This window comes from Saliphagus sp. GCM10025317 (assembly GCF_042663665.1).
Lineage (GTDB): Archaea > Halobacteriota > Halobacteria > Halobacteriales > Natrialbaceae > Natronosalvus.
The window spans coordinates 1618299-1637731 of record NZ_JBHTAQ010000005.1 but is presented as its reverse complement, the minus strand read 5'-3'; the positions used below and the strand labels follow the sequence as shown (position 1 = coordinate 1637731).

The following is a 19433-nucleotide window of genomic DNA, read 5'->3' as shown; positions in this document are numbered from 1 at the left end:
ACGAGTGATAGCCCGCCTGCATCCGTTCAGGACAGGAGTCCGTCGCGCTCGAGGTTCTCGAGGAACGACTCGACGCGGCCACGGTCCTCGGCCGAGAGTTCGACGAGCGGTTCGCGGATGGTACCGCCGTGCATTCCCTGCAAGTCCGTACCGTACTTGACGACGGGAACGTTCTTCGCGGATCCGAACGCGGGGCCGCCGCCTGCCTCCTCGCGCAAGTCCTCGTAGGACCGCAGAGCGTCACGGATCTCCTTCGCACGCGCCCAGTCGCGGTCGGTGAGTGCATCCGACAGCTCGAGGACGGGGCGCGGGATGAAGTTCCCGATTCCCGTCGTGAAGCCGTTCGCACCCTCAATCGCGTAGGCGAGCGCGTAGCGCTCGGCGACACCGTTGAGCCACTCCACCTCACCCGAGACGGTCTCGACTAATCGGGAGAACTCCTTGACGTCGTTGACGGCGTACTTGACGGCGACGACGTTCTCGATGGTCGAGAGTTCCTCGAGCACCGTCTCGTCGAGCAGCGAACCGCGCTTGTAGACGACGAGTCCGAGATCGGTCGCCTCCGCGAGCGTGCGGTAGTACTCGATCAGTCCCTTCCGATGAACGTAGGTGTGACGCGGATACATGATCATCGCGGCGTCGGCCCCCGCGGCGGCGTAGTACTCGAGGAGTTCGGTCGCGTTCTTCGTGCTGCCACCGGCCCCGCCGACGACCGTGGCGTCGTCAGGCAGCGCGTCAACCGTCGCACTGACGACGTCGATTCGTTCGGTCTGTGACAGCGAGTAGTACTCGCCCGTGTTCCCGCAGGGGATGAAGACCCGAGCGCCCTCATTGTACAGCGTCCGTACGTTATCGGCAATCCGTGTCTCGAGGACGTCCTCACCGTCCTCGCTGAACGGCGTCGGTATCGTGAAGGCAACTGATCGAAGGTTCTCCCGCAGTGCGTCGTAATCCATGATCGCTGTCGGTATCATTCGGGTGTTGGACCATTATATTTCCGGTCACCCCACTCCTGCGTACGAGTGTCGACTCGGTGCAACCGACAGGTGACATAGTCTCCGTGGCCCACTGTTCCAGGAGATTCGTCCTCACTGGCCATGAAGATTCGTTCGCGCTCGAGACGCGTTTTCGGTTACGGGGAAACGTATAACCCGTACTACGTGAGTGAGTTCCATAGAAGTGAAATGAGAGACGAGACCTCGCTCTCGCGCGGGCTCCTCGGACACTGGTCGGGCGAGCGATCGCCCGACGGTATCGTTCGAGACCGGTCGCTCGAGGGCAACCACGGTAACTACGGAATCGACGCCCGTTGGATCTGGTTTACGAACCCGCGGGCGGTTAGACACGTCGGTGATCGGGAGCGAACGTACGTCTGCTACCTCGGCGGCCCGACCGGGCGGGATATCGTCGCCGCAGCCTACGACCACGAGACGCGGTCGTTTTCGACGACCGTCGTCGACGAATCGTTCTCCGACGACGACCACACGAACCCGTCGCTTATCGTCCGTAACGACGGCCGGATTCTGCTGTTCTGGGCAGGCCACAACGGTGACGCGCTGCACTACGCCGTCTCCTGCGATCCCGAGAGCGTGTCGGCGTTCGGTCCGACCCGGCAGATCGAACAGGAAAGCGTCACGTATCCGAACCCGGTTCGGTCGCCCGACGATCCGGAGACGCTATACCTGTTCTACCGGGATCGAACATACACGCGCGACGTGACGAACGACAAGTACGGCTACATGGGTGACGGCAACCTCTACTACCGGGTTTCCGAAGACGACGGGCTGACCTGGAGCGACCAGACGCGAATTGCCGTCCCCCCGGAGGGCCACTACTCGATGTACTTCGTTCCCGCTCGCGGAGACGACGCGATTCACTTCTTCTTCACCGACGCCGAGCGCGGTGGCGATGCCCCCAAGTGGAACGTAATGTACGCCCAGTTTCGCAACGGACGCTTCCACGCCGCTGACGGGTCGCAAATCGCTGGCACTGACGACCTACCGATGACGAAGTCAGACCTCGAGGTCGTCTACGACTCCACCGCAGCGGGCAACCATTACGCCTGGGTCTGGGACAGTGCGGTCGACGACGATGGCAACCCGGTCGTTGCGTACGCGACGTTTCCATCGACGCTCGCTCACGAATACCGGTACGCGCGGTGGGACGGCGACCAGTGGTGCGATCACCACCTCGCGGACGCGGGCCGCTACATCGCCAGACGGCCGATCGAGTTGCACTACTCCGGCGGGCTCTCGATCGATCGCGACGATCCGAGCGTCGTCTACGGCTGCGTCTCTCGAGGCGACCAGTGTGAACTCCGGCGGTTCGAGACCGATACCGGTGGTGAGACGTGGGCGGAGATGACGATGACGAAACGGCCGGTCGGCTGTGCCATCAGACCAGTCGTCCCGCGAAACGCCGGCGAGGAGGTGCCAGTTCTCTGGACGACGGGCTCGTACAAACACATGGACACGGCACAGACCGTCCTCCGCGGGCTGCCCGCCGACCAGCTAATCGGGTCGAAACTCGAGGGCGATGGGTCACACGGCGTCGATCTCGGATTCGACCGCTACGACGCCGCCACGTTCGCCGGCGGAATCTCCGTCGCTGCGCGCATCGAACCGCGAGACGTAACGAGGCCGCAGGTACTCGCGAACTTCGGCGGTGCGGTCACGCTTGGAGTTGGTCTCACGGGAAAATCGGCGATCGAATTCTCACTGCGCGGCCCGAGAAAGGAGTGTACAGTCGCGTGGACAGACGTTGCGGCAAACGAGTCCCATCACGTAGCGGGCGTCTGGGACGGGCGGGACCGCCTCGCACTCGCCGTTGACGGTGAGGTGATCGACGAGGGTCGCTTCGACGGACCACTCGAGTTCGAGACCGACTGGGCCAGCTGGACGCTATTGAAGGGTGAGTACCTCTTCGATCACGGCTACGACGGAACCGCGACGGACGTCCGACTCTACAACCGACCGCTCTCGACGGCGGAGTTGCGGGCGCTCGCGGAGTAGTCACTGCAGCGACCACCTCGAGAACGTTACCGCGGCCACCTCGAGAACTGTCGCTCTCGCCCAATTCGAACGTCGAACTTACGGTCCCGGCGCGCCGAATCCTGTCACTGTGGGTACTGATATCGAAGCCTACAAGAGGATTACCTCGGTGAACGACGTATGGACGTAGGATTCATTGGAGCTGGCAAGATGGCCGCCACGCTGATGGAGAAAGTCGACGCCAGTAGTGACGCGAGCATCACGGCAATCTGTGACATCGACGAGGACGCCGCTCGAGAAGCCGCAGAGCCTCGCAACGCGTCGGTGTACACCGAGCACGAAACCCTCTACGAGGAGGAGTCCCTCGACGCGGTGTTCATTGCGATCCCCCCGTTTGCGTACGACGACCAGGTGACCCTCGCCGCGGAACACGGAATCGCCGTTTTCGTCGAGAAGCCGGTCGCCCTGAAACCCGAACAGGGGCGAGAGACGCAGGCGGCGATCGAGGACGCCGGGATCGTTACCGGAACTGGCTACGTCTTCAGGTACGACGAGATCACGGAGAAGGCCCTCGAGTTGCTCGAAGGCCGGGAGATTGCGATGCTCACCGGCCGCTACTGGAGCAGCCTGCTCGCGAGTCCGTGGGGGAACGAACTCGAACTCTCCGGTGGCGAAATCGTCACCCGGACGACTCACATCTACGACCTGGTTCGGTATCTCGGCGGCGACATCGAGCGCGTAACGGCTGCGAGTACGGATCGGATCGGAACCCCGGAGATCGACTACCCGGACGCCACGACGGCGACACTGGAACACGAGAACGGCGTCATCAGCACCGTCTCCTCGGCAGTGACGTCGCCGGAGTGGACGGCCGAGTTGAATATCGTCGGCGAGGATGTCCATTTACACTTGGATTACACGACACAGGAGCTCACCGGTACGGTCGGCGAGGAGTCGGTCCACTTCGAACTCCCGACCGATCGATACGGACAGGAGGTGACAAACTTCCTCGAGGCCGTCGATCGAAACGACCCCGCACACGTCCGTTCAGATTACGCGGACGCTGTTCGGACGCTGTCACTCAACTGGACCGTCATCGACGCCGCCGAGTCGGGCGAACCGGCCATCGTTGGTGAGACGCCTCGATCCTGAGCGGAGCGAACAGGCCCATCGACGGATCGACGTGTGGGTTTTTCGTTCGACGTGTAGCGTTTTGAATCGGTTATCGAGATAGAACTCGAGTGCGTGAGCGGTTTTTTATCGTAGCGTAGGCGGCTCGACAATCACGGCGAAGGCCGCTCGATGACCCGGTGACTCGAGTGCTCGCCGACCACTCAGATCGTCTCGGTCTGCCAGAAGTAGTACTCCAGAGGGAGGACCGCTCGCAGAAACGGCCGCGAGCGCCTGATCGGCCAGCACGCGTCGGGCGAGCCAAACAGGAGGCGGGTCATCGTCCGCCGGTCCAGGACGACATCCGGCTCTCGCGTCGTTCGCTCGACGTGAACGCCGGTCGCGTCGTAGGCGACCGTCACGGCGTCTGTCGTCTCGAGTCCCTCTACGGCCAGCGTCACCGCCCCGGATGGACACCCGAAGTCGTCGTCGACGGTCGCCCATCGCTCCGCGAGCAGCGGTTCGTACGCCTCGAGCGTCGCGAGCAGGTCGAGGATATTCAGTTTTCGATGCGGGCGCGTCTCCCAGTCGATTGCCAGGTCACAGAACGACGGGACGAGCGGATGGTGGGGATGGGTGAACACCTCCAGTTCGGCCTCCGTCTCGAGGACGGATCCGAACAGTGTCGTGACGCCCTCGCGCGAGCCGCCGAATTCGAGGACGGACGCGGGGTCGGTCCCGCGATAGGCGAGGTACGCTGGTCGATCTCCGTCGTAGACGAGTATCTCGAGGTCGCGCTGGCCGAGCAACCGCTCGTATCCACGGTCGGTGCGGGTTATCCGGTACCGTTCGCGCTCGTGGATATCCGTGATCAGTTCGAGATCCGTCCGACGTCGATACTGGCGGATGTCTGCGGAACCGGCGGGATCAGCAGTGAACGATCGACGCGTGATCCGGTACCGGTCCTCTCGGCCGGCGTTCTCCCAGCCGAATCGCCCGTAGCCGAGTCGGTCGCCCTCGAGTTCCGCGAGGGGGACGTCCTGTGAATCGAGGCGGTCGAGCCAGAACTCGAGGAGCTGGGTCATGTACCCGTTTCCGCGGTGGTCCGGGTCCGTCGCGACGCCAGCGATGCCGTAGCACGCGACGGTCGCGGATCCGGCACGAAGTTCCGCCGGAACACAGGCCACGTGGCTCACGATGTCGCCGTCGCAGGTGACGACCGCGTGTCGGTTCGGCCGTGTTTCATCGAAGCAGTGGGGCATTCGCCGTTCGAGACCACCGCGTTCGAAGCCGAAACATCGTTCCGTGAGCGTCATCGTCTCCCGGAACTCGCCCGGCCGAATGAGCCGCGGCCCCTCGATAGCTGGAGTCACGGAAGCACCTACTCACCACGCCTACAACACAATTTCGGTGATAGATATCCACGAACGGTACCCGACGAGGACGGGGCCGTATCGTTTCGGTCGAGTAAACGGCGAGCGATGTACCCGACGATTGCATTCGGATTGCCGTCTGTGAAGTCGTGTCCTCCCGGAGGGGTACCGTCCGAAAACGACCACTACGCCAGTTAGTTCCTGGTCTGACGAGGGCCGGTTGGTCCACTGATTGACTCGAGTTCGATCAGGCGACGGGGCCGAATCGACCTCTAGTGGTGTGGTAATAGCGTCGGTCGATGCACACGCCGTACTGCTATCGACCAGCGTGCAATGGTCCTTCCTCGTCAGAGAAACCATTCGTTCCACCGAGACAGACCCGAGCAGGACTCGAGACGGTGCACACGAATCCGTTGCGTGCAGCAATTCGTTTGGGTAGGTCAAACGAACGTCCGAAACCGGACTGCTGCGGCGATAGTCGACTATCGACCGGCCTGCTGGCGGACGAGCAGTCGCTCCACAGGTACACTCAGTTACATCCACCTCGGGGCTTACAACATTATGTATGTCACACGAAGGGAGCGGATGTGGTTGGTATCCTGACGATTAAATAAAAAGGAATCGAACCAGAACCGACGTATCCCACAGGTTTGATTATTCGAAACAAATATGTACAATGATGTGCCTCCCTGGCTGGGGAAACGGTTCCGAGCGGCCACACATCCATCGAAGAAGCCGTCTACGCCGTGCGTTTAGCAATTCCAAACGATTGTTGACACTCGCGGCATTCGAGGTGCCCACACGAACCAAGCAATCTGGCTTTGGAGGCTACCCCTCACAAGGTCGGGTCGGAGCAACCGGACACTCTCATCTCGGGAATTAACTCATTGACTTTCGAGACGAACAACGTATCATCACAGAGAAGGTAGCGATTAATAATTTCAACATCTAACGAACGTAATTTTTACGTGAATGTTATGTGCCACTGCGTCACATTATCGTGTGTGGCACTCACATGAACAGACGATCGTATCTTTCATCCGTTGGAATCGCAAGCGGTGTCCTGGCGGCCGGTTCGATGAAGACCGGTGCAGACTCGCTTGACATCAGTAGCCAGTCTCCATCCGAATCGACCAATCGAATTCAAACGGCGGGCGACCTCGCTCGCCTGTCGACCGACGAGATTCTCGAGCTCGACGACGAAACCGTCCGGCGGCCGTTCAACCCGGAACTCGGCGGCGGTGAGGCGTACGATCCCGACGAGTTCGAGGGTGCTGAAGCGTATCCTCACGGCGGGAAAGTCACCCGAGACCTGGCCGAATACGTCGTTTCCGATGCGGACGAACTCGAGACGGCAGCCGGCGATTCGACTGCCGGAGAGATCATCTGGGTCGAGGGAGACGCCGAGATCGATATGACCGGCGTCTCTATCACGCTCCCTGGCGGCGTGACGCTCGCGTCCGACCGTGGGCAAGACGGGTCGGAAGGGGCGCTCCTCTCCCAGGACGAGAACGGGTTTAATGCGTTCATCAGTACTGGCGGTGACGACGTTCGACTCACCGGGCTTCGACTGTCCGGGCCCGAACACGAGCACTGGGACTACGAGGACAAGGGAATCGACAGTATCTACGACGTCGGAATCACCTACGGACTCCTGATCGACGACACTGACGACGTCGAGGTGGACAACTGCCAGTTCTCCGGGTTCACGTACGCCGGCATTCGGGTCGGAATGTGGGGTGAGTACGAGTGTGAAGGGGTCTACATTCACCACAACGAGTTCGTCGACAATCCATCGCCATCACTCGGGTACGGCATCAACGTCTACGGCGGCGATCCGCTTATCGAGTACAACTATTTCGATAACAATCGTCGTTCCATCGCCGGCGTGGGCGGTGACGTGCCGATGAACTACACGGTCCGGAACAACCTCTTTGGCCCGCGGACACAGTTGGCACCGATCGACGCCCACGGAGGCGAGGTCGACGATATGGACGAACCACAGGCGGGCGTGCGCATGAACATTGAGAACAACGTCGTCCTGTCGGAGAAGGCCGTTGTCTCCGACGCTCCACAGCCGGCGATCGTCATCCGTGGCGTGCCGCGGGAGCGAGCTACGATCCGGAACAACTGGTTCTTCACCGACCGCGCTCCGCCGTTCAGTGCGGACGAAGGGACTGGTGACGGTGGCGCGGCGATCCGCCAGTGGACCGACCAGTATACCTCGATCACCGCGTACAACAACGTCTTCGGAAAGTTCGTTTTCACGGCAGAACTCGGAACGCCCGGAACGGCGTGGAGACCACAACAGGCACGCGAAGACCGAGATACCAACTGACGGTCGCCCGACCGTACTTTCGCCACGTTCTCTCCGGCTGCACTCGAGAGAGACCGATCACTTTGAAGGGACCTACCGTCGAGTGGTCGGGCGTATACTGGTCGTAGTAGTCTCGCTATCTTTCCCCTACGATACGCTCGGTGACTGTTCGACGGACGATGCAGTCGAACATCTTGTTTGGGGAGAAGAATCCTCGAAATATGGACTGTTGAAATGTCTGTGGCTCACTGACCGCGCCGTATCACGGCCAAAACGACGTAGAGGCCCACCGAAACGAGAATGACCGTCGCACCGTAGATCCCGAGCATTCCGGCGACGGTACCGTCTCCTCGAACCGCTCCGACCAGGAGCAAACCGAAGCCAAACAGCAGACTCAGTGCCAGTGGCTGCTCGAGCAACGATTGGACCGACTGGTCGATCCGTGACGATACGCCCTGTGAATCTTCGGACAGCTTCGCGGACATTGTGAGTTACTCCGACCTTCGGAGGACAACTGCATAAACCTTCACCTCCCCAGAGTGCGCTCGAGGGAATACAGGTGGCCGGAGCGGAAGACTCGGTTTTGAGCCCGTGATTAGGGTTGGGACCTGCAGACGAAGACGATGGGGAAGACCAAAAGGAAGACGAAAACGAAGAGTATAGTAACCGATCAGTTTCGGTTCGTGACGTCCTCACTATCGTCGACGGTCTTGGAGTGGCGAGCCCTGAGGCGGGGGTTGAACACCTTGTCCAGTCCCTGCGAGAGCAACACCAGTGCGAACGAGAGCAGTATGAGTGCCGCCATCGGCGGGTACAACCAGTGTGCGGCCCGCTCGGGGTTCGAGAGGGCGCCTCCAGTCGCGTACGCGTCGTTCATCATGGTCCCCCAGTTCGTCTCCGAGTAGGGAAGGAACCCGAGGAAGTACAGCGCGACGGAAGCGAAGATCACGCCTCGAGCGGCCTGTGCGGAGTTGATCAGTACGTACGGCATGAGCTGTGGGATAATGTCGTTTCGGAGGATCGAGCGCGTCGAGACGCCCATCGAGCGGACGGCTTCGACGTATGACGCCTCGCGAAGCGTCAGAACCTGCGATCGAATCGTCCGTGCTAGTCCGGGCCAACTGTCGATCGCGAGGATCACGCCGACGGCGAATGGATCCCGCGGCTGGTAGATGGCCGCCAGGACGACGACTAGCGGAAGCCCGGGAATGACCATGAGGATGTCCGAGATGAGCATCAGGACGTAATCGACGATCCCACCCTTGTATCCCGCGACCGTCCCGACGACGACCGCGACGCCTGCGGCGAAAATCGCCCCTGCGAGCCCCATTTTGAGCACGGCAGGCGTGGCGTGGACGAGCTGTTTGTGGATCGGTCGACCCATATTGTCGGTGCCAAGAGGGTATTCCGTCGACTGGAACCAGGTCATGTACGTCTCCGCCTCGTTGATCGACGGTTCTGGGACGAGGTAAACGCCCACCGTTCCGGTGAAGACGAACAGTCCCAGCACGACGATTCCAAACCGGGTTCGCCAGTCGGTCCAGGCGATTCGGGCCTGCGTTAGGAAGTAGCGGTCGATCGCCCGTGAGTACCTTTCGCGTTTCGACATCGTCGACATCGATGACTGGGACATGTTGGTCAGGAAGTCCGGCGTCGACCCGCCGTCAGTCCTCGCTTCGTTCGCCCCGTCGTCAGCCGTTCGTTCGTTGTGTTTCATCTTGAAATCAGCTCAGTATGACTCTTTGTCGTTCGTTCCGGCCCGTGGATCGATCAACCCGTACGTCAGGTCAGCGATCATGATTCCGGTGATGGTGATCGTCGAGAAGAATATGAGCAGCCCCATCAAGAGCGGATAATCATGCTGTGAAAGCGCTTCGTAGGTGTACCATCCGATTCCGGGATACGTATAGATCTGTTCCATGATGATCGAACTGCTGAAAATCGCGGCGATACCAATCATGAAGCTCGTGTACAGGGGCAAAATTGCGTTTCTGCCGACGTACCGGATCGCGATCCGATTGTCACTCAGCCCGCGGAGACGGGCTACTCGAAGGTAGTTCTCCCCCATGACGCGGATACAGTTCCCCCGCATCGCCAGCGCGGAGCCGCCGAATCCGACGATGATACTCGAGGCGATGGGGAGTGCAGAGTGATGCAATACGCTCAGCATGAAGGGGATGTTGAACCCCTCCGTCGTGGAGGGATCGTATCGACCTCTGGTCGGGAACCAGCCGAACTTGAAGCCGAGAAACGAGAGCATCAGGATCGCCCCAACGTAGTACGGAACCGAATTGAGGAACGTCGCACCGATAGATGCAACGTTGTCGAACCGGGACCCCTCCTTGTAGGCCATGAGCGCGCCCAGGACGATGTTCGCGCTAAATCCGATCAAGAGCCCGTAGATACTCACGAAGATCGACCACGGCATCGCTCGAAAGAGAATATCGAAAACTGGCTCGCCACGCCAGAGGGATTCACCGAAATCCTGGTAGACGACGATGTTGACCATGTACTCGGCGTAGGCTTCGAGAATTGGTTGCTCTGGGTCGATGTTCGTTCGCAATTCGATCATTCGGTTGATCTGATCGATGTTCACGTCCTGGCCCTGTTGAAGGGAGGTCTGTATCATTTCGTCTCGCATAACCTCGATTGGACCACCCGGCATAAGACGATAGAGAATAAAGGTTATCGTTATTACAGAAAATAACGTAATAATTGCTTGCCCTACTCTCCTGGCATAGTAGTTCATACTGGCTCATTTCGCTAGTCGATATTAAACTTTGCGTCAGGTGTTATCATGCCAAGGAGACGCCCTCGACGGGGGATATTGTTTTCAACTGCATTGACTTCACCGACACCCGAACAGTTATATGGGAATCGACGGTGACACTCTACGTAATGGGGCGATCGTTCACCGCGGAACTGGGCAAGCAAGTCTGTACGTACAAACTCTACCTGATCTTCGGCGTCTCACTGGCCCTGGTCCTGATCGCGTTCTCGCTAGTTTCGCTCACCGTCGTCGAACCAGCGAGCGCGACGTATGTCATCGTCGTCCTGAACCTCGCAACGCTCGCTGTCCTCACTGTCGCCATGTCAGTCGCGATCGTCATCTGTACGAGACGTGACTATTAGTGCTCCGCCGAGCGTCGACCGATGAGTCAAACCGGCTTCAAGTCCGGTTCGATTCTTCGCTGTAAGCTCTGAACGCCCTCAGTGCGATTCCAAACCTGAATTGAGGGGTAACACCGATGGCGTCTACCTGTTTTCACTCACCAGTCGACCCTCGGAAGCGTACGAGTACCCCTCTCGTCGACTGTTTCCGGAATCGAGTATCGTCAGTAACCCCACCGGAGAAGACGAGAGCGAGCAATGAGCGTCTACGGCCAGTTCGTCGTCGCGATTCACTCCGGAAGCGGTTCGCTGTTCCAGTATTCGTGGTTCCGCTCAGACCGGAAGCACGCGACGTCCGAACGGCCGCTTTCGTCGGCTGGCGTCAACTGTGGAACCTGGGTCGTACACACCTCTCGAGCCTTCGGACACCGGGTGTGGAACCGGCACCCGCTCGGTGGGTGTTTCGGGTCCGGGATGTCGATTTTTCGCATCGGAAGTTCCTTCGCCCCTTCTTTCGCCGCGTCCGGATCCATGACCGGCGTCGCCCACCGAAGAATCTTCGTGTAGGGGTGTTTCGGATTTCGGATGATCTCCTCGGCGTCACCGATCTCGACCAGGTTTCCGAGGTACATGATCCCGATACGGCCGCCGACCTTCTCCGCGAAGTAGTACGCGTTGGCGAGGTCGTGTGAAATGAAGAGATAGGACGTGTTGACCTCCCGTTGCAGGTCGTGCATGAGGTCCATCATCTCTATCCGCAACGAGACGTCGAGGGCACTGACGGCCTCGTCGGCCAGAATTACGTCCGGGTTCATCAGGAGCGCACGGCCCAGTGCAACCCGTTGTTGTTCACCACCGCTTAGCTGGTGGGGATACCGCGACGCGTACGACGACGCCGGTTTCATCCCGACGTAATCGAGCAGTTTGTAGATCCGTTCCTCTCGATCGTCGACGCTCAAGTTTGGATACCACTTCTTCAGCGGCACCGACAGACTGCTGAGGATGGTTCGATTGGGGTTCAGTGAACTCCCCGGATCCTGATGGATGATCTGGAGCGACCGACGGATGTCCGCGAACGGGATGTCTACGTCACCACTTCCGTCCTTGGCGTCCCAGATATCCTGTCCGCGGTACCGTACCGAACCGTCAGAGGGTCGCTGCAGGCCGACGGCCGTCTTTCCCAGCGTGGTCTTTCCGCACCCGCTCTCGCCGACGAGAACGATCACCTCGTTCTCGTGGATGTCGAGGGAAACCCCATCGACCGCCCTGACGACCTCTGCCTTCTTCCGTCGAAGGGTCTGCATCAACGACCTGTCCGAAAACTCGACACCGACGTCGTCCAGCGTGACGACCGGTTCGGAACTACGGCTCATCGAACGTCACCTCCTGTTCCTGGTCGCTCAGTGTATAGGTGAGCTGTTCTCGGGCGTCCTCCCAGTGGTAACAGGCGACCTCGTGGTCGGCGCTCACGGGCTCGAGTTCCGGATCGACCGCCACACACTGCTCGTCTGCCAGCGGACACCGAATGTGATAGGAACACCCCTTCGGCACGTTGACCGGGTCTGGACTGTCACCCTCGATTGGTTGCATATCTTCCAGGGCAGACGACAGATTCGGGACGGCCTTCAACAGTGCTCGAGTGTAGGGATGGGCGGCGTCTTTCAGGATGTCGTAACACGGGCCCACTTCCACGAACTGGAACGCGTACATTACGGCGAGGCGATCGGCCAGATCCGCGACGAGCGGCAAATCGTGCGTGATGAAGATCATCGTGATCTCGTACTCGTCGTGGAGTTTCGCCAGCAGATTCGTGATCGAACGCTGCATCAGCAAGTCGAGCGCCGCCGTCGGTTCGTCCATCACCAGGACGCTGGGCTCGAGCAACAGACTGAGCGCGATCAGGGCGCGCTGTTGCATACCGCCACTCAGTTCGTGTGGATACGAGTCGAGAACGCGCTCGGGATCGAGATACAGGTCCGTGAGCAACTCGCGGCCGTAAGCCATTCCTTCCTCGACGTCGCGGTTGTGGGCCCGAAGCGTCTCCTTGAAGTGGCCGCCGATCGACATCGTCGGGTTGAACGAGTCCATCGCCCCCTGAAACACCATCGAGACTTCCTCCCACCGGAACTTTCGGAGCTCCTCTTCGTCGAGGTCCCGGACGTCGAACGGATCGCCGTCAGGAGGGTGGTAGATTACCTCGCCGGTCAACCTCCCTGGATTGACGACTGCGTCCAGGAGCGCCGATGCGAACATGGATTTGCCGCTGCCACTCTCGCCGACGATCCCGAGAATTTCGTTCCGATGGATATCCATCGTCACGTCGTCCATCACTTTCGACGTCCCTCGTTCCATGTCGAACGTAACGGATGCGTTCCGGACTTCGATCAGTGTCTCCCTCCCCCAGGAGTTTGGCGAGGTCGTCACTCCGTCACGTACGGTCACAGAGAGTCACCTGTACGGGAGCAGTCGACTTTACAGTGACGTTCGGTTCGTCACGTACCGAGAACTCGATCATCAGCCGTTCCATACCCAAAGGGAGGGTGGTTTTCTCACATAAGCTTTTAGGAACCTGTTTGCCGACGTATAGCTTTTCGTGGGACAGAAGTCGTGAGAGAAGAGGAAAGAGGGAGAGAAAGAAGACGGTGCTAATTCCGCTCACCGAGCGGCCGTGCGGGTTCGTTATGGGTACCCAACGGTGCCGTTCTTGATGAGGGGGTACAGCGCGTTGTTGGTTTCGAGCCGCCACTCCTCGTCGACCGACCAGTCGAAGTCACGCGTGTTGGCCCAGCGACCGGATTGGCGGTAGAGCAGGTCGATTTCCGGCATGTGGAAGTTCCACATCCAACACAGCTTTTTGATCTGTTCGTTGGTCCACTCGACGTCGTCCGTAACCATGATCTCGTCGACAATTTCGACCAGGTTGATCTCCTCGGTGTCGCCGGAGAGGTCGAGTTGACCGATTTCGGTTGGGATTTCCCAAACGAGCGGCTTCCCGTTGTACGGCGAGTGCGTGCGGCCGTCGTCGAGCCACTGCTGGATCGTATCGTTCGCAGCGCTGGTTCCACCAGTTGCGATCTGTGACACGAGGCGAAGCCCGAACGAGTGATTGTACCGGAAAAACCCAACCGGGTGCTGGTAGTCCGCTGCGTAGTGGCTGTACGGCGTGAGCCCCCAGTCCATGGTTTCGTTGAACCGCTCGGTCACCTGGTTCTGCTCCTGGCCCTCGAACACGACGGGGAAGCCGTACTCCTCGAGCTGGGCGTGGACGGTCTGTCCTGGGACGTTGAAGAAGTAATCCGTCCCGATGGGCATCAGGATCGGATCGAGTTCTTCGCCGTCCGGATTGTAAACCGTCCCGTCTTCGCGCGAGTAGCCACCGGCCTCGAGGAACTGATCTGCAAGTTCGTGGTCGGATGCCTGGGGTGCGTAGTCGATGAAGTTGTCCAGGTCGTCGCCGAGGTACGTATTGTTCCACTCCTGTTCGATGCCCGTGTGGACGTCGATTGGCAGTCCAGTCTCGAAGTTCGTGACGACGTCCTGCGTGTTGATGACTGCCGTTATCGCGCGACGAACGGCACGGTCCTGGAGTGCCTCGGTGTGGTTCCAGTTGATCGTCATCGAGTACATGAACTTCGAGGCGTACTTCGCGAGGTCCTGGTAGTGGTCGGGGAGTACTTCCCTGTACTTCTGTTCCATCGCGACGGACGCGAAGTCGACCTTTTCGTTCGATATTAGCTCGTCCTGTGCGGCACCCCCAGCGACGAGTTCCTCGTACTGTTCGATCTGGATGTCTTCGGACCAGCGGTGGTGGTCGACGGGTTCGAGCGTAACGCCCTGTGTGGACCAGTCGACGAGTTCGAACGACCCCGTGCCGAGCCCTTCGTTCATGTACTGGTCGATATCGATTTTCTTTTCGAGAACCTCAGTTGCGGCCGCATCACGTTCCTCGTCCGTCGACGCGTCCTGCAGCGCCTCGAGGTGGGGTTGCCACGTCTCTGCATTGAGGGAGTCAAGGTTACCGCTCACGCCACCCAGGTCGGTGGTCTCGATGAGCGCAGGATTCTTGGGCTCCTTGTAGGTGTACTCGATCGTCAGGTCGTCGACCAGTTCGATGTTCTCGTACTGGCTTCCGTCGGGTGACATCAGCCGATTCACTTCTTCCCACGTGTACAGGTCCTCTGCGGTGTACTGGTCGCCGTTCCAGAAGGCGAGGTCGTCACGAAGCGTCTTCGTGAGTACTAGGCTATCGAGGTCCCAGTTCCAGGACTCGAGAGCCGGCGTCTCGACGTTCCCGTTGTTGTAGACGATCGTTTGCCGGTCATTGGTGAAATCGGCCAGTCGGGACGGGAACTCTTCACCGAGAGGGTTGAAGTTGTACTCGTCGGGAAGCGTACTGCCGGCAATTCGGGTCAGCGTCCGGTTCTCACCGTTGCCCCCATTTCCTCCGTTGCCGCCGTTGCCTCCGTTGCCTCCGTTGCCTCCGTTGCCACCGTTACCACCGTCGCCGCCCGTACACCCGGCGAGACCGGCCGTCGCACCCGCCGTCAGGGCGAGAACGTGACGCCGACTGGTCAGATTCCTGTTGCTACGCGTGCCCACTGTAGGTTTGTCACCGTCTGGCATAGGAACCACACTCGCCCCAGGTACGATAAATCTTTCCCCGCGAAGTATGTGGATTCGCCTGGGAAATTTGCCGGGTTCTAGAATTTACTGGCCGTTCCTCTTTACTTACCCAAATCGTTATGGAACTATCTCGTGCAAGTTCCGACCGCCAGCCGCGGCGAATCCAGAGACGACTGGTAGCCGAGGTCTGGTCGGTCAGAGGCCGGTCACAGAAGAACGAGAGGTGCCGAACGGGTGCGGTCAGAAAGCAATCCTGATTCGATCCGCTGTTCGCGGTCGGCGATTGATACGCTCGACTCGAGCTGATCCTTCGCCTCGATGTACGACCACGTTCGCTCGCGACAATCACCCACATCGTTCTGGAGGGGGTCAGAAAATCGATCGAAAGAGATCACTCGAATCGTTCGAGCCCGTGAATAGAGATCGGACGACGACAGCGACAGGTATCCAGGGAACCAATATCCAAAAGCGACGGGACGCTCCGAAGACGAATGGGCGAAGACTATAACTCATGCCGGGCGAGCAACGTGAGTATAGATAGCGAATAGCATGACGAGCAACTCGTGGAGAAAAATGGTTCACGGTTGCCCAACGGACGTCGAGGGTTCGTGGTCGGTGCCGCGGCCGGAGTACTCGGACTCGGGGCGACGAAACTCGCACTCGAGCTACGCACACCCTACGACATCAACAGCTTCGACTATCACGAGGCCCGGCTCCGTGCGGCCGGACACAGCGATCCGCCGCCACGGGCCCGTCGAGAGGCGGTCTTCGACTGGGTCGCCGAGGACATGCCGTCGACCTGAGGAGTGTTGGCCCTCGAGGCGTGAACTCGGCTGTCGAGGAACCACAATCGGTGGATTCCTCGAAGCCGACGCCACCAACACGCTTTTGCCCCCTCCGAGACCTTCTTCAGCGGACTATGGCCAGTGATCGTCGCTTCGATCCCGCGTGGGAACTCGCAGAACGCATCCGCAACGGAACCGTCAGTCCAACGGCGACCGTCGACGCTCACCTCGAGCGAATCGACGCGCGCAACGACGACGTCAACGCCTTCATCACCGTCGCGGCGGATCACGCCCGCGAGCAGGCCCAAGAGGCGAAACGGGCGCTCGAGGACGGCGAGTCGGTCGGTCCGCTCCACGGGGTACCCGTCGCACTCAAGGATCTCACGGCCTTCCGCGAGGGGATTCGACACACGTTCGGCTGTCGAGCCTTCGCTGACAACGTCGCGACCCACACCGCCGAGTTCGTTCGCCGACTCGAGGACGCCGGGGCGATCGTGATCGGCAAGACCAACACGCCCGAGTTCGGTCACAAACCACTCACCGACAATCTGCTCGTCGGACCGACCGCGACCCCGTTCGATCTCGATCGAAACGCCGGTGGCTCCTCGGGCGGGAGCGCCGCAGCGGTCGCTGACGGACAAACCGCGTTCGCCCAGGGCGGAGACGCGGCAGGATCCGTCCGTATCCCGGCGGCGTGGTGTGGCGTCTACGGATTGAAACCGTCCTTCGGACGGATCCCGGAATCCGCACGTCCGAACGCGTTCCAGTATCACTCGCCGTTCATCTGCAAGGGCTTTCTGACGCGATCGGTCAAAGACGCCGCGATCGCCCTCGAGGTCACGGCAGGACCGAACGCCCAGGATCCGTTCGCCTTGCCGGCGGATGACGCCGATTACGTCTCCGCACTCGACCGACCGATCGACGAGTGGTCGATCGCTTACAGCCCCGACCTCGGGGTGTTCCCCGTCTCGCAGTCGGTTCGGGCCTGTATCGAAGACGCACTCTCCGCGTTCGAGCGAGCGGGCGCGACCGTCGACCAGGTCGACGTCGACATGGGCCACACCCTCGAGACGCTCCGAGACCGGACCCGTTTCGGACTGATGCAGGCGTTCACCGCGAAGATTGCCGACTCGATTGAGGACCGTAGCGGCATCGACTTCCTCGGCGAACACGCCGACGACGTTCCCGAGGAGTTTCGCGATCGAATCCGGGCGGGTCGGAGGTACTCCCCCGTCGATATCGGCCGGATGAACCAGGTTCGGACGGCGATGTTCGACGGCGTGCAGACCGTCTTCGAAGACGAGGGATACGACCTTCTCGTGACGCCGACGTCGTCCATTCCACCGATCCGAAGCAATTCGCTCGACGACGTTCGTGTCGACGGTGAACCGGTCAATTCGCGGGCCGACTGGCTGTTGACGTGGCCGTTCAACATGACCGGTCACCCCGCCGCGTCGATTCCGGCGGGGCTGGTGGACGGACTCCCGGTCGGGATGCAACTCATCGGCCCGCGCTTCGGCGACGAAACCGTGCTCACGGCGAGTGCGGCATTCGAACGCCACCAGCCCTGGATGGACTGGTACGCGACGGTGCAGGCATAGTAGTCCCAGCGAGGCGGGTACCACGGCACGACGGGCCGCTGGCGACTGGCCACGGACGACGGACAGCACGGTCGCCACCGCTCTCGCGGACGACCCACTCGTTTTCGGCTGCTTCGTCGAGTGACGATGCCCACCACAACCGGACCGTTTTTGCCCCCGGTCGAACAGAGTAGTGTCATGAGCACGACGGACAACGATCACGAGTGGCGTGCAGGAACCGCGAGCGAGGTTATCACGCCCGAGGAGTCCATGCGAATGGCCGGTTTCGGTGCCCGCGAGGAACCCTCCGAGGGAACGCTGCAGGACCTCCACGCGAAGGCGATCGCCCTCGAGGACGAGAACGGGACGCGCTTCGTTGCCGTCGGGGTCGAGATCCTGGCAATCTCGCGGCCCCTGCACGCGACGGTCACTGACGCCTGTGAAGACCAGTACGACCTCCCGGCATCAAACCTGCTGTTGAACGCTTCGCACACGCACTGCGGCCCGATCTACCGGGAGCGCAAGACCGAGGTCTTCTCGTTGAACGACGAAGAGCGTGCGCAAGCGCGAGCCTACGCCGCGTACCTGGAGGAGACGCTAATCGAACTCGTCGGCGAAGCACTCGCGAACCTCTCCCCCGCCTCGATCACATACAGTCACGCCCGCTGTGGCATCGCGATGAACCGACGCATTCCACTCGAGCAGGGGATCGGCTTTCAGCCGTACCCGGACGGGCCGGTCGACCACGACGTGCCGGTGCTGGCGATCGAGTCACCGGACGACGAGACGCTTCGGGGGATCTTATTCGGATACGCCTGCCATCCGACGAGCCTGTTCATCCGGGAGTGGGCCGGTGACTGGGCCGGGTACGCCATGGAACACCTCGAGGAGGAGTACCCCGACGCCACCGCCGTCTTCGTCCAGGGATGTGGCGGCGACCAGAAGGCCTACCCCCAGCGCGACCTCGAGTTGACGAAACACTACGGCAAGTCCCTCGCGACGGCCGTCCGCGGCGCGCTCGTCGCAAAGCGCCGTGAGGTTCACGGACCACTCCGGTGTGTGAAAGAGGAAGTCGACCTCGAGTTCGAAGACCCGCCGTCCAGGGAGGAACTGGAGACACAACTCGAGTCCGAGGAGCGCTACGAGCGGCGTCACGCCGAGCACCTCCTCGCGGAACTCGACGAGCACGGCGAGTTGCCGCGCACCCATCCCTACCCGATCCAGGCCATCGGATTCGGCGGGGACCTCACGGTGGTGGCGCTGACGGGCGAGGTGCTGGTCGGGTACTCGCTGAAGCTCAAAGAGCGGCTACCCGGTCCACTGTGGGTTGCCGGGTACTCGAACAACTACATGACGTACATTCCGACTGTCGACGACCTCTTCGCCGGCGGCTACGAGGCGGATCGGTTCGTTCACCTGACGGAACTGCCCGCGAAGTTCGACCACAGCGTCGAGGATCGAGTGCTCTCGACGGCGACGGCGCTCGCTCGACGCGTCGGGCCGCCGGACGAGCGGTAACGGGCAGGGACGTCGAGTGGAACGGA

Annotated in this window: 15 protein-coding genes; 7 read left to right on the top strand and 8 right to left on the bottom strand. The window is 60.7% G+C overall.

What is annotated here, in order from left to right:
• Positions 1-26 precede the first annotated feature (26 nt).
• On the bottom strand, positions 27-956 hold the full coding sequence (locus tag ACFQS4_RS09985) for a dihydrodipicolinate synthase family protein (RefSeq protein WP_497901367.1): 930 nt from the start codon (positions 954-956) through the stop codon (positions 27-29).
• 228 nt (positions 957-1184) lie between these two features.
• On the opposite strand from ACFQS4_RS09985, the gene ACFQS4_RS09980 reads away from it, so the two are divergent.
• Both ACFQS4_RS09980 and ACFQS4_RS09975 read left to right on the top strand, forming a co-directional pair.
• Positions 1185-3011 (top strand): BNR-4 repeat-containing protein, encoded by a 1827-nt coding sequence (locus ACFQS4_RS09980; RefSeq protein WP_497901366.1) that lies wholly within the window; start codon positions 1185-1187, stop codon positions 3009-3011.
• 159 nt (positions 3012-3170) lie between these two features.
• The gene (locus ACFQS4_RS09975; RefSeq protein ID WP_497901365.1) at positions 3171-4142 is read left to right on the top strand and encodes a Gfo/Idh/MocA family protein; all 972 of its coding nucleotides are present in this window, start codon (positions 3171-3173) and stop codon (positions 4140-4142) included.
• Between the two features lie 182 nt (positions 4143-4324).
• On the opposite strand, the gene ACFQS4_RS09970 is transcribed toward ACFQS4_RS09975, so the two are convergent.
• Positions 4325-5473, bottom strand: a complete 1149-nt coding sequence (locus ACFQS4_RS09970) for a GNAT family N-acetyltransferase (RefSeq protein WP_497901364.1) — start codon at positions 5471-5473, stop codon at positions 4325-4327.
• 1078 nt (positions 5474-6551) lie between these two features.
• Between ACFQS4_RS09970 and ACFQS4_RS09965 the strand changes: the two genes are divergently transcribed.
• Positions 6552-7811 (top strand): right-handed parallel beta-helix repeat-containing protein, encoded by a 1260-nt coding sequence (locus tag ACFQS4_RS09965; RefSeq protein WP_497901363.1) that lies wholly within the window; start codon positions 6552-6554, stop codon positions 7809-7811.
• A 224-nt stretch (positions 7812-8035) separates the two neighbouring features.
• Here the strand turns inward: ACFQS4_RS09965 and ACFQS4_RS09960 are convergent, their stop codons facing one another.
• From ACFQS4_RS09960 to ACFQS4_RS09950, 3 genes are all read right to left on the bottom strand, one after another.
• Positions 8036-8275 carry a hypothetical protein gene (locus ACFQS4_RS09960; RefSeq protein ID WP_497901362.1) on the bottom strand — a complete coding sequence of 80 codons (240 nt, stop codon included), beginning with the start codon at positions 8273-8275 and terminating at the stop codon, positions 8036-8038.
• Between the two features lie 185 nt (positions 8276-8460).
• Complete coding sequence (locus ACFQS4_RS09955; RefSeq protein ID WP_497901361.1) at positions 8461-9507, bottom strand: ABC transporter permease; 1047 nt, start codon at positions 9505-9507, stop codon at positions 8461-8463.
• Between the two features lie 12 nt (positions 9508-9519).
• Entirely contained in the window at positions 9520-10539 is a 1020-nt protein-coding gene (locus ACFQS4_RS09950) for an ABC transporter permease (protein ID WP_497901360.1), read from the bottom strand.
• A gap of 149 nt (positions 10540-10688) precedes the next feature.
• Between ACFQS4_RS09950 and ACFQS4_RS09945 the strand changes: the two genes are divergently transcribed.
• The gene (locus tag ACFQS4_RS09945; RefSeq protein ID WP_497901359.1) at positions 10689-10922 is read left to right on the top strand and encodes a hypothetical protein; all 234 of its coding nucleotides are present in this window, start codon (positions 10689-10691) and stop codon (positions 10920-10922) included.
• A gap of 269 nt (positions 10923-11191) precedes the next feature.
• Here ACFQS4_RS09945 and ACFQS4_RS09940 read toward each other — a convergent pair whose 3' ends face one another.
• From ACFQS4_RS09940 to ACFQS4_RS09930, 3 genes are all read right to left on the bottom strand, one after another.
• Positions 11192-12274 (bottom strand): oligopeptide/dipeptide ABC transporter ATP-binding protein, encoded by a 1083-nt coding sequence (locus ACFQS4_RS09940; protein WP_497901358.1) that lies wholly within the window; start codon positions 12272-12274, stop codon positions 11192-11194.
• Complete coding sequence (locus tag ACFQS4_RS09935; RefSeq protein WP_497901357.1) at positions 12264-13343, bottom strand: ABC transporter ATP-binding protein; 1080 nt, start codon at positions 13341-13343, stop codon at positions 12264-12266. The genes ACFQS4_RS09940 and ACFQS4_RS09935 overlap by 11 nt, the downstream gene beginning before the upstream one ends.
• Before the next feature lie 237 nt (positions 13344-13580).
• Entirely contained in the window at positions 13581-15524 is a 1944-nt protein-coding gene (locus ACFQS4_RS09930; RefSeq protein WP_497901356.1) for an ABC transporter substrate-binding protein, read from the bottom strand.
• Positions 15525-16132: 608 nt separating this feature from the next.
• Between ACFQS4_RS09930 and ACFQS4_RS09925 the strand changes: the two genes are divergently transcribed.
• The 3 genes from ACFQS4_RS09925 to ACFQS4_RS09915 all read left to right on the top strand — a co-directional run bounded on the left by ACFQS4_RS09925 (position 16133) and on the right by ACFQS4_RS09915 (position 19407).
• Entirely contained in the window at positions 16133-16327 is a 195-nt protein-coding gene (locus ACFQS4_RS09925; protein WP_497901355.1) for a hypothetical protein, read from the top strand.
• A gap of 116 nt (positions 16328-16443) precedes the next feature.
• A complete protein-coding gene (locus ACFQS4_RS09920; protein ID WP_497901354.1) occupies positions 16444-17910 on the top strand; it encodes an amidase in 1467 nt (488 codons plus the stop codon).
• 177 nt (positions 17911-18087) lie between these two features.
• The gene (locus ACFQS4_RS09915) at positions 18088-19407 is read left to right on the top strand and encodes a neutral/alkaline non-lysosomal ceramidase N-terminal domain-containing protein (protein WP_497901353.1); all 1320 of its coding nucleotides are present in this window, start codon (positions 18088-18090) and stop codon (positions 19405-19407) included.
• Positions 19408-19433: the final 26 nt, after the last annotated feature.